Source organism: Klebsiella sp. I138 (assembly GCF_051131765.1).
Taxonomy (GTDB): Bacteria; Pseudomonadota; Gammaproteobacteria; order Enterobacterales; family Enterobacteriaceae; genus Klebsiella.
This window is the reverse complement of record NZ_CP180447.1, coordinates 440,018-454,904: the sequence shown is the minus strand read 5'-3', so window position 1 is coordinate 454,904 and position 14,887 is coordinate 440,018. Positions and strand designations below refer to the sequence as shown.

Sequence of the window (14,887 nt, the reverse complement as noted above, 5' to 3'; positions counted from 1 at the left end):
GGCTTAATTGCCGTAGATATCAAAGCTAAAGTACTTTTTCTGAATGGCGGCATAGGTACCGTCGGCGCGGATTTGTTTGATTGCCCCGTTGAGGGCATCGCGCAATGCCGGATTGTCTTTATTCACCGCAATACCGACATCAGATGAAATGCTGCCATCGCTGATAACCGGGCCGGCAAAGGCGAATTTCTGCCCGCGCGGGGTGTCAATAAAGCTGGTTGCCGCCTGGATGTTGTCCTGCAGAGAGGCATCGATACGCCCGGAGAGCAGATCCAGATAGACGTTGTCCTGGTTGGCGTAGCCCACAATCTTCACGCCGTGATTAGCCCAGTGGGTTCTGGCGTAGGCTTCATGGGTCGAGCCGGTTTGGACGCCAACGGTCTTACCCTTGAGGCTGGCGGCATCCGGCAGTAGCGGGCTCCCCTTGCGCGCAACCAGCTGCGCCGCGCTACGATAGTAGCGGTCGGTGAAATCCACTTCCTTCTTACGCTCATCGGTAATGTTCAGCGAGGCAATAATCGCATCAAATTTATGCGCATTCAGCGCGGCAATCATGCTCTCAAACGGCTGCTTCACAAAGACGCACTTCGCTTTCAGCTGTGTGCAGAGCGCATTGGCAATATCAATATCAAAGCCGGTGATCTCACCGCTGGGAGCCAGCACGTCGAAGGGCGGATAGCCACCGTCAACGCCGAAGCTGATGGTATCAAACTGCTGGGCGGCCAGCGGCGCACTGAGCGCCATACAGGCCAGTAATGCGGCAATACGTGTTTTCATATCTGTGACCCCTGATGTCAACGACGTGGCTAAAAACGCAGTGAAAGGCAGGTCAGGCCGCCATCCATTTTTTTAAATTCGCTGGTGTCGAGCTGTACAATCGGCATCCCCAGCTTACTGATTTCACCCAGGGTATAGGGGTAACCCTGAGGCGTAATTAATGTGTCGTTGATCCATAACGTATTCCCGGCATACGACTCCTCTTGCGGGATCACAATCGTGTTGAAGGCGCTAAACGCCGGATGATTGACGTAACCTTCCGTCAGCAGCAGCGTATGACGTCCGACATAGTTAACAATAGATTTCAGGTGCAGCCCGGCGCTCACCTCAATTGAGGTGACCTGATATCCGTGCGGTTCAACGGCGGCGGCAAACTCGCGGATCCCTTGTTCATCGGTACGTGCCGTCTGGCCGACAAAGAACTGTTTACCGACCAGCAGCACATCACCGCCGTCCATATGTCCGCGATCGCTCATGTGTACCAGGGAACGGAAACCGGCCAGCACCGGCGCAATCGTCGCCACTTCTCCCTGGCGGCTCGGCGCGCCCGGGTGAGTTATCACCGCCAGCTCCGGCATCACAACCGCGGTATCTTCAACAAAATGGGCATCAGGATAATCCGCCGCCGCCGGCAACACGGTCACTTTCAGGCCAAGTTGCAGCAACGTTTCCACGTAGGCCATAAACTGGCGAGTTGTGCCCGCGATATCCGGCGCACCGAGCCGGGCGGTAGTTTGACCGGCTGCACAGGTTGCGGCCGGCAGACGGGCGATGGCTTGGGTAAAATGCATAGAGAACCCTCAGGTGACAAATAATCGTTGTTGATCCCGACATGCCGGTAAAGCAACGGGTTTTCTTGATTATCAAACAGATGTTGTCACCAGTCCGGCTGAATAGCCGGCCGGGGAGATCAATTTACGCTGTATATTGCCGCACAAACGACGCATTCCGCTGCCGATATGCACCGTTGCCGGGAGACTAAATATGCGCGTTTTGCAGTCGGTAGGCATGATTGCCAGGCAGCAGCAGCGCCGTAACTTTTTCAATTGGCATCGATTTGTAAAAATACCAACCCTGAATTAACGCATTTTCATCGAAGGATTTGACGAACTCAAAATCGATTTTACTTTCTACGCCTTCAAATACGATCTGCTTATTCAGCCTGTAGACGACATCCAGAATCGACGTCAGGATAGTTCGCTTATACTCATTCTTGAGTCCGTTGACGAAAAACTTATCCAGTTTTATCTCATCATAAAAGACTTCCGTTAACCACAGCAGGTTTGAAGAGCCCGTGCCGAAATCATCGAGGGCGATCCGCAATCCCCGGTTCATTGCCTGCAATGAAAAGGCCGCGATTTTTTTGTAGTATTCGCCGCTTCTTTCGGTAATTTCAATTTTAATCTGCTGCGGCCGAATACCGTTATGCTGCAAAGTCCGCAGGAGATTATCTAAAAAATGTGGGTCATTAATTTCACATTTGCCAATATTAATCGCCAGGGTGAACTGCGCATCGGCGACTAAAATCGTTTGCAACTCGCTGGTCGCTTTCTCAATAACCAGCTTAGAAATATCGTGGTAGACATTCAGCTGTTCAGCCATCGAAATAAACAGCTCCGGGGAGACCTGACCAAATATCGGATCATGCCAGCGTACCAGCGCCTCGACGCCGACAACCCGTTCGTTTTTGGCACAAACCAGAGGCTGATACTCCATGTAAATCTGTTGATTAAGGATCGCTTTTTTTAAACGAAACTCCAGCGATCGCCGTTCGCTGAGATAGCTCAGAATGGCGTAACAAAATGCCGCGCCAAGAATAAAAGCCGCGCTCATGATGAGGGCAATAAGCAGCGGAGGGAGAGAGAAAAAGCCCTGTTTTCGCTCGGCCAGGTGCGCGCAAATGTCATATTTCTGGCTGCACAGGCTGATGTTGATCGCAGGCGCGGAGCCCGTATCGAATTTCACATCATTAAGAAAGACATGGCCCCCGTTTAAGCTGGTTAACGAAAAATTAAGGCCGTAGTTACGCCGGGAAAATGAATGAAAGGCAAAGGATGAAGTAAACGAAATAATGTTGCCCTGTTGGCTCATATCCAGAACAACGCCGTACGGGAGATAGTTTTTTACCCCCTTGTAAATACTGTACCCATTCGGCACAACATATTTCTCAGCGGGCAGCGGCAGCGGTTTATCCAGCATTCCCCAGTTGGCGGTACAGACCAGATTTCCGTTCTCAACGATGCCAATATCCTCAACGTTAGCATACTTCCAGATGACCTCCCGCAGGGCGGCGATGGCCTGTTTGTTGCATCCATCAATTTGCCGTGTTTGCGCATGATGAATGGACGAAATGATTTGCGTGGTCACCTCTTCGGCATGCGTGAGAAGCTCATGGCTCAGCGTATCAAGCTGGGCGCGCTGATGATTTAGCATGACAAAATTTGTCAGCAAGGCGGAAAGGAGCACAGCGACGCCGCCGCCCGCCAGCAGCCATTTCTTCTTCTGGATAAATTTCATCGTCTCTCCGCAACCCCTGATGGATACTGGCATTCGCCTCGCAAATCCTGAAACCCAACGTACCCGCCCCTGCAGTTCAGACCTATAATATTGATAATAATGGCGTCAGCGTCGTTATACCAGGTATGAAAAGCCGCGGCGCCCCGCCAAAACCTGGTGGGAACGCGTGACGGGCAATGAATCGCAGGCCAGATTATCCGTTATGTTTTCGCGTAACCGGCTCATCGAAAAGCGTTTTATCCAGACATATCTCAACAGTCTTTTCATAATTCCTCCATTTTTGCGGGGCGTTTGGTCACTAAACTAGTATCATTTCGCGAAACGTTTCAGGATGAGATAGCAAATTAATGAAAGGCAGCCATACACTCCGTTGGGGAACCGCTCTGGCGGTCATCGTCGTCGCCGGTGTCGCATACTGGTTCTGGCAGGGTCGTGCAGCGACAAACGCCACGCCTTCTGCGGCGAACGGCGCACAGCAGCAGGCGCCTGGCGGTGCTCGTCACGGTCGTTTCGGCGCAGCCCTGGCGCCGGTTCAGGCGGCGACGGCCACCAGCGAATCCGTGCCTCGCTATCTCAGCGGCCTTGGCACGGTGACGGCGGCTAATACGGTGACCGTCCGCAGCCGGGTTGACGGCCAGCTGCTGGCTATCCACTTCCAGGAAGGTCAGCAGGTCAAGGCGGGCGATCTGCTCGCCGAGATCGATCCCAGCCAGTTTAAAGTGGCGCTGGCGCAAGCCCAGGGCCAGCTAGCCAAAGATAAAGCCACGCTCGCCAATGCCCGCCGCGACCTCGCCCGCTATCAACAGCTGGTGAAAACCAACCTTGTTTCGCGCCAGGAGCTGGATACCCAACAGTCTCTGGTCAGCGAAACGGAAGGCACCATTAAAGCCGATGAAGCCGCCGTAGCCAGCGCCCAGCTGCAGCTGAACTGGAGCCGCATCACCGCGCCGATTGACGGCCGCGTTGGCTTAAAACAGGTGGATATCGGGAATCAGATCTCCAGCAGCGATACTACCGGTATCGTGGTGTTGACCCAGACGCACCCCATCGATTTAGTCTTCACGCTCCCGGAAAATGATATCGCCACGGTTGTTCAGGCCCAGAAAGCCGGGAAAACGTTACAGGTTGAGGCCTGGGACCGGACCAATAAACAGAAAATCAGCGAAGGCGCCCTGCTGAGTCTGGATAACCAGATTGACGCCACCACCGGGACCATCAAACTGAAGGCGCGCTTTAACAACCAGGATGACGCCCTGTTCCCGAATCAGTTCGTCAACGCCCGCATGCTGGTGGACACGGAACAAAACGCTATCGTCATCCCGACCGCCGCGCTGCAAATGGGTAATGAAGGCCATTTTGTCTGGGTACTGAATGAAGAAAACAAAGTCAGCAAGCACACCGTGACGCCGGGCATTCAGGACAGCCTGAAAGTGGTGATTACCGCCGGGCTATCGGTGGGTGACCGGGTGGTGACCGACGGTATCGATCGTCTGACCGAAGGGGCGAAGGTGGAAGTCGTGGACCCGCACAGCGCGCCTGCCGCGACGGAAAAGGCCACCAGCCGCGAATACGGTAAAAAAGGAGCGCGCTCCTGATGCAAGTATTACCCCCGAGCAGTACGGGCGGCCCCTCCCGACTGTTTATCATGCGCCCGGTCGCCACCACGCTGCTGATGGTGGCGATTATGCTGGCGGGGATCATTGGCTATCGCTTCCTGCCAGTCTCCGCCCTGCCGGAAGTGGATTACCCGACCATTCAGGTGGTCACTCTCTATCCCGGCGCCAGCCCGGACGTTGTCACGTCGGCGATTACCGCTCCGCTTGAACGCCAGTTTGGCCAGATGTCCGGCCTTAAACAGATGTCGTCGCAAAGTTCCGGCGGCGCCTCAGTCGTCACACTCCAGTTTCAGCTAGCGCTCCCGCTGGACGTTGCCGAACAGGAAGTCCAGGCCGCCATCAACGCCGCGACCAATCTGCTGCCGTCCGACCTGCCAAACCCGCCGGTATACAGTAAAGTCAACCCGGCCGATCCGCCGATCATGACCCTCGCGGTCACCTCCTCCGCCATTCCGATGACCCAGGTGGAAGATATGGTGGAAACCCGCGTGGCGCAGAAAATCTCCCAGGTTTCCGGCGTCGGGCTGGTCACCCTCGCGGGTGGTCAACGCCCGGCAGTGCGCGTGAAGCTCAATGCCCAGGCCATTGCCGCGCTGGGGCAGACCAGCGAAACCATTCGCACCGCAATTACCAGCGCCAACGTCAACTCGGCTAAAGGTAGCCTTGACGGCCCTTCCCGCGCTGTCACCCTTTCCGCTAACGACCAGATGCAGTCAGCGGAAGATTATCGCCGCCTGATCGTGGCCTATCAGAACGGTGCACCGATTCGCCTTGGCGATATCGCCACCATCGAGCAGGGGGCGGAAAACAGCTGGCTTGGCGCGTGGGCCAACAACCAGCAGGCGATCGTCATGAACGTCCAGCGCCAGCCGGGGGCGAACATCATCGCCACCGCCGACAGCGTGCGCCAGATGCTGCCGCAGCTGACAGAAAGCCTGCCGAAATCGGTCAAGGTACAGGTGCTCTCCGACCGGACCACCAACATTCGCGCCTCGGTCAGCGATACCCAGTTCGAGCTGATGCTGGCGATTGCGCTGGTGGTGATGATCATTTACCTGTTCCTGCGTAACGTCCCGGCGACCATTATCCCCGGCGTCGCCGTACCGCTGTCGCTGGTGGGTACCTTCGCGGTGATGGTGTTCCTCGACTTTTCGATTAACAACCTGACGCTGATGGCGCTCACGATAGCCACCGGCTTCGTCGTCGATGACGCCATCGTGGTTATCGAAAACATCTCGCGCTATATCGAGAAAGGCGAAAAGCCGCTTGCCGCCGCGCTCAAGGGCGCCGGAGAAATCGGTTTTACCATCATCTCGTTGACCTTCTCGCTGATCGCGGTGCTGATCCCACTGCTGTTTATGGGCGATATCGTCGGCCGGCTGTTCCGCGAATTTGCGATTACCCTGGCGGTGGCGATACTGATTTCCGCCGTCGTCTCGCTGACGCTGACGCCAATGATGTGCGCGCGGATGCTCAGCCACGAGTCGCTGCGTAAGCAAAACCGCTTCTCGCAGGCCAGCGAGCGCTTCTTCGAGCGGGTCATTGCCGCATATGGCCGGATGCTTAGCCGGGTGCTGAATCACCCGTGGCTGACGCTGAGCGTCGCCTTAGGCACGCTGGTCCTGTCGGTAATGCTGTGGGTGTTTATCCCCAAAGGCTTCTTCCCGATTCAGGACAACGGTATTATTCAGGGAACGTTACAGGCCCCGCAGTCGGCGTCGTTCGCCAGTATGGCGCAGCGCCAGGAGCAGGTTTCCGCCGCCATCCTCAAAGACCCGGCCGTGGAGAGCCTGACCTCTTACGTCGGGGTTGACGGCACCAACCCGGCGCTGAACAGCGCCCGTCTGCAGATCAACCTCAAACCGCTGGATGAGCGCGACGATCGCGTGCAGACCGTAATCTCCCGTCTGCAAAAGTCGGTGGACGGAATTCCCGGCGTCGAACTCTATTTACAGCCGACGCAGGATCTGACTATCGATACAACCGTCAGTCGAACCCAGTACCAGTTTACCCTGCAGGCGAACTCACTGGATGCGCTCAGTAACTGGGTGCCGCAACTGCTGACGCGTCTCCAGGCGCTCCCACAGCTTTCTGACGTCAGCAGCGACTGGCAGGATAAGGGCCTCGCGGCCTATATTAAAGTCGATCGCGACAGCGCCAGCCGTCTGGGGATCACCATGGCCGACGTCGATAACGCGCTGTACAACGCCTTCGGCCAGCGCCTGATTTCGACCATTTACACCCAGGCCAACCAGTACCGCGTAGTGCTGGAGCACGACACCCGCGAGACTCCGGGGCTGGCGGCGCTGGACAATATTCGCCTGACCAGCAGCGCAGGCGGCATCGTGCCGCTGAAATCCATCGCCAGCGTTGAGCAGCGCTTTGCCCCGCTGTCGATAAACCATCTCGATCAGTTCCCGGTGACCACCATTTCGTTTAACGTCCCGGACAGCTACTCGCTGGGTGATGCGGTCGATGCCATTCTCACCGCCGAACAGGCGCTGGATTTGCCGACCGACATCCGCACCCAGTTCCAGGGCAGTACCCTCGCCTTCCAGTCGGCGCTAGGCAATACCGTCTGGCTGGTGGTGGCTGCGGTGGTGGCGATGTATATCGTGCTTGGGGTGTTGTATGAAAGCTTCATTCACCCCATCACCATTTTGTCGACCTTACCGACCGCCGGCGTCGGGGCGCTGCTGGCCCTGTGGCTGGCAGGCAGCGAGCTGGACGTTATCGCCATTATCGGGATTATCCTGCTGATTGGTATCGTTAAGAAAAACGCCATCATGATGATCGACTTTGCGCTGGCCGCCGAACGTGAACAGGGTATGCCGCCGCGTGAGGCGATTTATCAGGCCTGCCTGCTGCGTTTTCGCCCGATCCTGATGACCACGCTTGCCGCCCTGCTCGGCGCGCTGCCGCTGATGCTGAGTACCGGCGTCGGCGCCGAGCTGCGGCGTCCGCTGGGGATTGGCATGGTGGGTGGACTGATGCTAAGTCAGGTGCTGACGCTGTTCACCACCCCGGTGATTTATCTGCTCTTTGACCGCCTGTCGCTGTATATCAAGAGCCGCTTCCCACGGCATGAGGAGGAGGCGTAAATGAAGTTTTTCGCTCTCTTCATTTACCGCCCGGTGGCGACGATTCTGATCTCGCTCGCCATCACCCTGTGCGGCATTCTCGGCTTCCGTCTGCTGCCGGTCGCCCCGCTGCCGCAGGTGGATTTCCCGGTTATTATGATCAGCGCCTCGCTGCCCGGCGCCTCGCCGGAAACCATGGCCTCGTCGGTAGCCACGCCGCTTGAGCGTTCTCTGGGCCGGATAGCCGGCGTATCAGAAATGACCTCCTCCAGCTCGCTGGGTAGCACGCGTATCATTATGGAGTTCAATTTCGACCGCGATATCAACGGCGCCGCCCGCGATGTGCAGGCGGCGATCAACGCCGCGCAAAACCTGCTGCCGAGCGGAATGCCCAGCCGTCCAACCTATCGCAAGGCTAACCCTTCCGACGCGCCGATCATGATCCTGACGCTCACCTCGGATACCTACTCCCAGGGCGAGCTGTACGATTTTGCCTCGACTCAGCTGGCGCAAACTATCGCTCAGATTGACGGCGTCGGCGACGTCGACGTAGGCGGCAGCTCGCTGCCCGCAGTACGCGTCGACCTGAACCCGCAGGCGCTGTTTAACCAGGGCGTCTCGCTGGATGCTGTGCGTACCGCTATCGATAACGCCAACGTCCGTAAGCCGCAGGGCGCGCTGGAGGACCAAAGCTCACGCTGGCAGGTCCAAACCAACGATGAGCTCAAAACCGCCGCGGAATACCAGCCGCTGATCGTTCACTACAACAACGGCGCAGCGGTGCGCCTTGGCGATGTCGCCCAGATCAGCGACTCGGTGCAGGATGTGCGCAACGCCGGGATGACCAACGCGAAACCGGCCATTCTGCTGATGATCCGCAAACTGCCGGAAGCCAATATCATCCAGACGGTGGACAGCATTCGCGCCCGCCTGCCGGAGCTACAGAAAACCATCCCGGCGGCCATCGACCTGCAAATTGCCCAGGACCGCTCGCCGACGATCCGCGCCTCGCTCGAAGAAGTTGAGCAGACGCTGGTTATCTCGGTCGCGCTGGTGATCCTCGTGGTGTTTCTGTTTCTGCGATCCGGACGCGCAACGCTGATCCCGGCGGTGGCCGTTCCGGTCTCGTTGATTGGCACCTTTGCCGCCATGTATCTGTGCGACTTCAGTCTTAACAACCTGTCGCTGATGGCCCTGACCATCGCCACCGGCTTCGTGGTAGATGACGCCATCGTGGTGCTGGAAAATATCTCCCGCCATCTTGAGGCCGGTATGAAGCCACTCCAGGCGGCGCTACAGGGGAGCCGCGAAGTCGGCTTTACCGTTCTGTCGATGAGCCTCTCGCTGGTGGCGGTCTTTTTACCGCTGCTGCTGATGGGCGGCCTGCCCGGGCGCCTGCTCCGCGAATTTGCCGTTACCTTGTCGGTGGCGATCGGCATCTCGCTGGCAGTCTCTCTTACCCTCACGCCAATGATGTGCGGCTGGCTGCTGAAAAGCGGCAGACCATCAGAACCGACGCGTAACCGCGGTTTCGGTCGCCTGCTGGTCGCCGTGCAGGGCGGCTATGGTCAATCGCTGAAGTGGGTCCTCAGGCATAGCCGTAGCACTGGCCTGGTGCTGCTGGGCACCATGGCGCTGAGCGTCTGGCTCTATATCTCGATTCCAAAAACCTTCTTCCCGGAGCAGGATACCGGCGTACTGATGGGCGGTATTCAGGCTGACCAGAGCATCTCCTTCCAGGCGATGCGCGGCAAGCTGCAGGACTTTATGAAAATCATCCGCGAAGATCCGGCGGTGGATAACGTGACTGGCTTTACCGGCGGTTCACGCGTCAACAGCGGGATGATGTTTATCACCCTCAAACCTCGCGACCAGCGGCATGAAACGGCGCAGCAGATTATCGATCGGCTGCGCAAAAAACTGGCGAAAGAACCGGGTGCCAACCTGTTCTTGATGGCGGTCCAGGATATTCGCGTCGGCGGGCGCCAGGCCAACGCCAGCTACCAGTACACGCTGCTGTCGGACGATCTCTCGGCGCTACGCGAATGGGAACCAAAGATACGAAAAGCGCTCGCCGCGCTGCCGGAGCTGGCGGACGTCAACTCTGACCAGCAGGATAACGGTGCAGAAATGGATCTCATCTACGACCGCGATACCATGTCGCGTCTCGGGATCAGCGTCCAGGATGCCAACAACCTGCTGAATAACGCCTTCGGCCAGCGGCAGATCTCGACGATTTACCAGCCGCTAAACCAGTATAAAGTGGTGATGGAGGTCGATCCGGTTTATACCCAGGACGTCAGTGCGCTGGATAAGATGTTTGTGATCAACAGCGAAGGCAAACCGATTCCCCTCGCCTATTTTGCCAAATGGCAGCCGGCCAACGCACCGCTGTCGGTTAACCATCAGGGGCTGTCGGCGGCATCGACGATCTCCTTTAACCTGCCGACCGGCAAATCGCTGTCGGAAGCCAGCGACGCCATCGACCGCACGATGACCCAGCTTGGGGTACCCTCAAGCGTGCGCGGTTCCTATGCCGGTACCGCCCAGGTTTTCCAGCAGACCATGAACTCGCAGGTCATTTTGATTCTGGCAGCCATTGCCACGGTGTATATCGTGCTGGGGATCCTCTACGAAAGCTATGTGCATCCGTTAACGATTCTCTCCACCCTTCCCTCGGCGGGCGTGGGGGCGCTGCTGGCGCTGGAGCTGTTTGGCGCGCCGTTTAGCCTGATTGCGCTTATCGGTATCATGCTATTAATTGGGATAGTGAAGAAAAACGCCATCATGATGGTCGACTTTGCCCTTGAGGCGCAGCGCAACGGCAACCTGCCGCCGGAAGAGGCAATCTTCCAGGCCTGCCTGTTACGCTTTCGTCCGATTATGATGACGACCTTAGCGGCGCTGTTTGGTGCGCTGCCGCTGGTGCTCTCCGGCGGTGACGGTTCAGAGCTGCGTCAGCCCCTGGGGATCACCATCGTCGGCGGGCTGGTCATGAGCCAGCTGTTGACCCTCTACACCACCCCGGTGGTCTATCTGTTCTTTGACCGTCTGCGGTTGCGTTTTTCGCGAAAATCCAGCCAACCGGTAAGCGAATAACATGACAGAGCTTCCCTCCAGCGTACGCTGGCAATTATGGATAGTGGCTTTCGGCTTCTTTATGCAGTCGCTGGACACCACTATCGTTAATACCGCCCTCCCCTCGATGGCTAAAAGCCTTGGGGAGAGCCCCCTGCACATGCATATGGTTATCGTCTCCTACGTACTGACGGTTGCGATCATGCTGCCCGCCAGCGGCTGGCTGGCGGACCGGGTTGGCGTACGCAATATCTTTTTTAGCGCCATTATTCTGTTTACGCTCGGGTCGCTGTTTTGCGCCCAGGCCGGGACCCTCGATCAGCTAGTGATGGCCCGCGTGCTGCAGGGCATCGGTGGCGCCATGATGGTTCCCGTCGGTCGTCTGACGGTGATGAAAATCGTACCGCGCGCCCAGTACATGGCGGCCATGACGTTTGTCACCCTCCCCGGCCAGGTCGGGCCTCTGCTTGGCCCGGCGCTCGGCGGCGTGCTGGTGGAATACGCCTCCTGGCACTGGATTTTCTTAATCAATATTCCGGTAGGCATTATCGGCGCCATCGCCACCCTGTGGCTGATGCCTAACTACACGCTCCAGACCCGGCGTTTCGATATTTTTGGCTTTATCCTGCTGGCGCTGGGGATGGCGACACTGACCCTCGCGCTTGACGGTAAAAAAGGTCTGGGCATTTCCCCACTGCTGCTGACCGCGCTGGTGGCCGTTGGCGTGGCCTCAATCCTGCTTTATTTATGGTATGCCCGGGGCAACGACAGCGCCTTGTTCAGTCTGAATCTGTTTCGCAACCGCACCTTCTCCCTTGGGCTCGGCGGCAGCTTTGCCGGGCGTATCGGCAGCGGTATGTTGCCCTTTATGACGCCGGTATTCCTGCAAATTGGCCTTGGATTTACGCCGTTTCACGCCGGGCTGATGATGATCCCGATGGTACTTGGCAGCATGGGCATGAAACGTATCGTGGTGCAGGTGGTGAACCGCTTTGGCTACCGCCGCGTGTTAATGGTGGCGACCGTCGGCCTGGCGCTGGTCAGCCTGCTGTTTATGGCCGTCGCCCTGGCGGGCTGGTACTGGCTGCTGCCGGTGGTGCTGTTTGTGCAGGGGATGATCAACTCCAGCCGCTTCTCGTCCATGAACACTCTGACGCTCAAAGATTTGCCGGACGACCTCGCCAGCAGCGGTAACAGTATGCTGTCGATGGTCATGCAGTTGTCGATGAGTATTGGCGTTACCGTTGCCGGGATGCTGCTCGGCCTGTTCGGACAGCAGCATATCAGCGCCGATGCCGCAACCACCCATCAGGTCTTTCTCTACACCTACCTGTGTATGGCGGTGATTATTGCGCTACCGGCATGCATTTTTTCCCGCGTTCCGGATGATACCGACAGCAATACCGCGATCGCCAGACGTAAAAGGAGTGAGCCGTGAAGCTATGGCGTCCCGGAATTACCGGCAAGCTGTTCCTGGCGATTTTAGCCACCTGCATCGTGCTGTTAATCAGCATGCACTGGGCAGTGCGTATCAGCTTTGAACGCGGGTTTATCGATTATATCAAGCGCGGAAATGAGCAGCGGCTGACGATGCTGGGGGATGCACTAAGCGAGCAGTATGCCCTGCACGGTAACTGGAAATTCCTGCGCAACAACGATCGTTTTATTTTCCAACTGTTGAAATCGTTCGATCGTGATAACGACGATCGCTTCCCCGGCGGGCGCAAAGCGAATCCCGGCGGCGGGCCTGACGGCCGTGCGGATCCGGATCGTCGTCCTGGCACCGAGGGTCCACCGCCCGATGGTCCCCCGTTGGGCGGTCCGCCCGGCGGCCCGCGTGGGCCCGGCCCGGATATGCCTCCGCACGGCTGGCGCACGCTTTTCTGGGTCGTTGATCAAAAAGGGCGCGTGCTGGTTGGTCCCCGTGAGGGGGTGCCCGAAGACGGCAGCCGTCGCGACATCGTCGTTGACGGCGTACAGGTTGGCGCAGTCATCGCTTCGCCGGTCGAACGTCTGACGCGCAATACCGATATTAACTTTGACCGTCAGCAAAAACGCACCAGCTGGCTCATCGTCGCCCTGTCGACAATCCTTGCCGCGCTGGCGACCTTCCCGCTGGCGCGCGGCCTGCTGGCGCCGGTAAAACGGCTGGTCGAAGGGACTCACCGTCTGGCGGCGGGAGATTTCACTACCCGCGTGGCCGTCAGCAGCAGCGATGAGCTCGGCCGGCTGGCGCAGGATTTTAACCAGCTGGCCAGCACGCTTGAGCGCAACCAGCAAATGCGCCGCGATCTGATGGCGGATATCTCCCACGAGCTGCGCACTCCGCTGGCGGTGCTGCGCGGAGAGCTGGAGGCGATTCAGGACGGCGTGCGTAAATTCACCCCGGATTCCGTCACCTCGCTGCAGGCGGAGGTCGCCACCCTGACCAAACTGGTCAACGACCTGCACCAGCTGTCGATGTCCGATGAAGGCGCGCTGGCCTATCAAAAAACCTCCGTTGACATCATTACGCTGCTGGAGGTGGCGGCGGGCGCCTTCCGTGAACGCTTTGCCAGCCGGGGGCTGACCATCGCCGTTTCGCTTCCGGAAAATGCAACAGTATTTGGCGACGCCGATCGCCTGATGCAGCTTTTTAACAACCTGTTGGAAAACAGCCTCCGCTATACCGATAGCGGCGGGCGTCTGCTGATCAGCGCCAGCCAGGAAGGCCGTCGCTTAATCCTTGATTTTGCCGACAGCGGTCCGGGCGTGAGCGATCAGCAGCTGGAACGGCTGTGCGAGCGCTTTTACCGTGCCGAAGGCTCGCGCAACCGTGCCAGCGGCGGCTCCGGGCTGGGGCTGGCAATCTGTGTCAACATCGTCGCTGCCCACGGCGGCACCTTACGGGCCGACCATTCGCCTTTTGGCGGGGTTAGCATTAAAGTAGAGTTACCTCTGGAACGTGATATATCGAGAGACGTATGAGTGAATTGCCTGTTGATGAAAATACCCCACGCATTCTTGTCGTGGAAGATGAACCCAAGCTGGGTCAGTTGCTGCTCGACTATCTGTTCGCAGCAGGTTATGCGCCAACCCTGATTAATCACGGCGATCAGGTATTGCCTTACGTTCGCCAGACCCCGCCACATCTGATCTTGTTAGATCTGATGCTGCCGGGAACCGATGGTCTGACGCTGTGCCGGGAAATCCGCCGTTTTTCCGACGTTCCGGTGGTCATGGTGACGGCGAAAATTGAGGAAATCGATCGCCTGCTTGGACTGGAGATTGGTGCCGACGATTATATCTGCAAGCCCTACAGCCCGCGCGAAGTCGTCGCCCGCGTGAAAACAATTCTTCGCCGCTGCCGACCGCGCCGCGATCTGCTGGCGCTGGATGCGGAAAGTCCGCTGATTGTCGATGAGGGGCGTTTTCAGGCTTCATGGCGCGATAAGCTGCTGGATTTGACCCCCGCAGAGTTTCGCCTGCTGAAAACCCTGTCGCAGGAGCCGGGTAAAGTGTTCTCGCGCGAGCAACTGCTCAATCACCTTTATGATGATTACCGCGTGGTGACCGACAGGACTATCGACAGCCATATCAAAAACCTGCGCCGTAAGCTGGAGTCGCTGGACGCCGAGCAGTCGTTTATCCGCGCCGTCTACGGCGTCGGCTATCGCTGGGAGGCCGACACCTGCCGTCTGGCGTAGCTAACCACCTGCCCGACCTGTTCCCGGTGGCGCTGTGCCGACCGGGTTACTGGTTTCAGTAGCCCGGTCAGGTGCGTAGCAGCGCCTGCGGGGAGACGCTACGGTTTCGAGTGAGCGGCGCATTGATTAATGC

The 14,887-nt window shown here is 58.0% G+C and carries 9 protein-coding genes; 6 read left to right on the top strand and 3 right to left on the bottom strand.

The window, feature by feature from the left end; translation table 11 throughout:
• Positions 1-3 precede the first annotated feature (3 nt).
• From ACMYSK_RS02020 to ACMYSK_RS02010, 3 genes are all read right to left on the bottom strand, one after another.
• Positions 4-777, bottom strand: coding sequence for an ABC transporter substrate-binding protein (locus ACMYSK_RS02020; RefSeq protein ID WP_434639838.1), 774 nt, complete (start codon positions 775-777; stop codon positions 4-6).
• A gap of 29 nt (positions 778-806) precedes the next feature.
• A complete protein-coding gene (locus ACMYSK_RS02015; RefSeq protein ID WP_434639836.1) occupies positions 807-1,568 on the bottom strand; it encodes a dimethylarginine dimethylaminohydrolase family protein in 762 nt (253 codons plus the stop codon).
• 187 nt (positions 1,569-1,755) lie between these two features.
• A complete protein-coding gene (locus ACMYSK_RS02010) occupies positions 1,756-3,294 on the bottom strand; it encodes an EAL domain-containing protein (protein ID WP_434639834.1) in 1,539 nt (512 codons plus the stop codon).
• A gap of 347 nt (positions 3,295-3,641) precedes the next feature.
• On the opposite strand from ACMYSK_RS02010, the gene ACMYSK_RS02005 reads away from it, so the two are divergent.
• Genes ACMYSK_RS02005 through baeR form a run of 6 tightly spaced genes read left to right on the top strand, consistent with a single transcriptional unit; the run spans position 3,642 to position 14,754 of the window.
• Positions 3,642-4,889 (top strand): MdtA/MuxA family multidrug efflux RND transporter periplasmic adaptor subunit, encoded by a 1,248-nt coding sequence (locus ACMYSK_RS02005; RefSeq protein ID WP_434639832.1) that lies wholly within the window; start codon positions 3,642-3,644, stop codon positions 4,887-4,889.
• Positions 4,889-8,011, top strand: a complete 3,123-nt coding sequence (locus ACMYSK_RS02000; protein ID WP_434639830.1) for an MdtB/MuxB family multidrug efflux RND transporter permease subunit — start codon at positions 4,889-4,891, stop codon at positions 8,009-8,011. Before ACMYSK_RS02005 ends, ACMYSK_RS02000 begins: the two co-directional genes overlap by 1 nt.
• Entirely contained in the window at positions 8,012-11,089 is a 3,078-nt protein-coding gene (mdtC, locus tag ACMYSK_RS01995; RefSeq protein WP_434639828.1) for a multidrug efflux RND transporter permease subunit MdtC, read from the top strand.
• Position 11,090: 1 nt separating this feature from the next.
• Positions 11,091-12,506 (top strand): MFS transporter, encoded by a 1,416-nt coding sequence (locus ACMYSK_RS01990; RefSeq protein WP_434639826.1) that lies wholly within the window; start codon positions 11,091-11,093, stop codon positions 12,504-12,506.
• The gene (gene baeS / locus ACMYSK_RS01985) at positions 12,503-14,035 is read left to right on the top strand and encodes a two-component system sensor histidine kinase BaeS (protein ID WP_434639825.1); all 1,533 of its coding nucleotides are present in this window, start codon (positions 12,503-12,505) and stop codon (positions 14,033-14,035) included. The genes ACMYSK_RS01990 and baeS overlap by 4 nt, the downstream gene beginning before the upstream one ends.
• A complete protein-coding gene (gene baeR / locus ACMYSK_RS01980) occupies positions 14,032-14,754 on the top strand; it encodes a two-component system response regulator BaeR (RefSeq protein ID WP_434639823.1) in 723 nt (240 codons plus the stop codon). The genes baeS and baeR overlap by 4 nt, the downstream gene beginning before the upstream one ends.
• Positions 14,755-14,887: the final 133 nt, after the last annotated feature.

Excerpts from the sequence above, each read along its gene's own strand:
- ACMYSK_RS02020 (WP_434639838.1), bottom strand. The coding sequence starts at position 777 with ATGAAAACACGTATTGCCGCATTACTGGCCTGTATGGCGCTCAGTGCG.
- ACMYSK_RS02015 (WP_434639836.1), bottom strand. The coding sequence starts at position 1,568 with ATGCATTTTACCCAAGCCATCGCCCGTCTGCCGGCCGCAACCTGTGCA.
- ACMYSK_RS02010 (WP_434639834.1), bottom strand. The coding sequence starts at position 3,294 with ATGAAATTTATCCAGAAGAAGAAATGGCTGCTGGCGGGCGGCGGCGTC.
- ACMYSK_RS02005 (WP_434639832.1), top strand. The coding sequence starts at position 3,642 with ATGAAAGGCAGCCATACACTCCGTTGGGGAACCGCTCTGGCGGTCATC.
- ACMYSK_RS02000 (WP_434639830.1), top strand. The coding sequence starts at position 4,889 with ATGCAAGTATTACCCCCGAGCAGTACGGGCGGCCCCTCCCGACTGTTT.
- mdtC (WP_434639828.1), top strand. The coding sequence starts at position 8,012 with ATGAAGTTTTTCGCTCTCTTCATTTACCGCCCGGTGGCGACGATTCTG.
- ACMYSK_RS01990 (WP_434639826.1), top strand. The coding sequence starts at position 11,091 with ATGACAGAGCTTCCCTCCAGCGTACGCTGGCAATTATGGATAGTGGCT.
- baeR (WP_434639823.1), top strand. The coding sequence starts at position 14,032 with ATGAGTGAATTGCCTGTTGATGAAAATACCCCACGCATTCTTGTCGTG.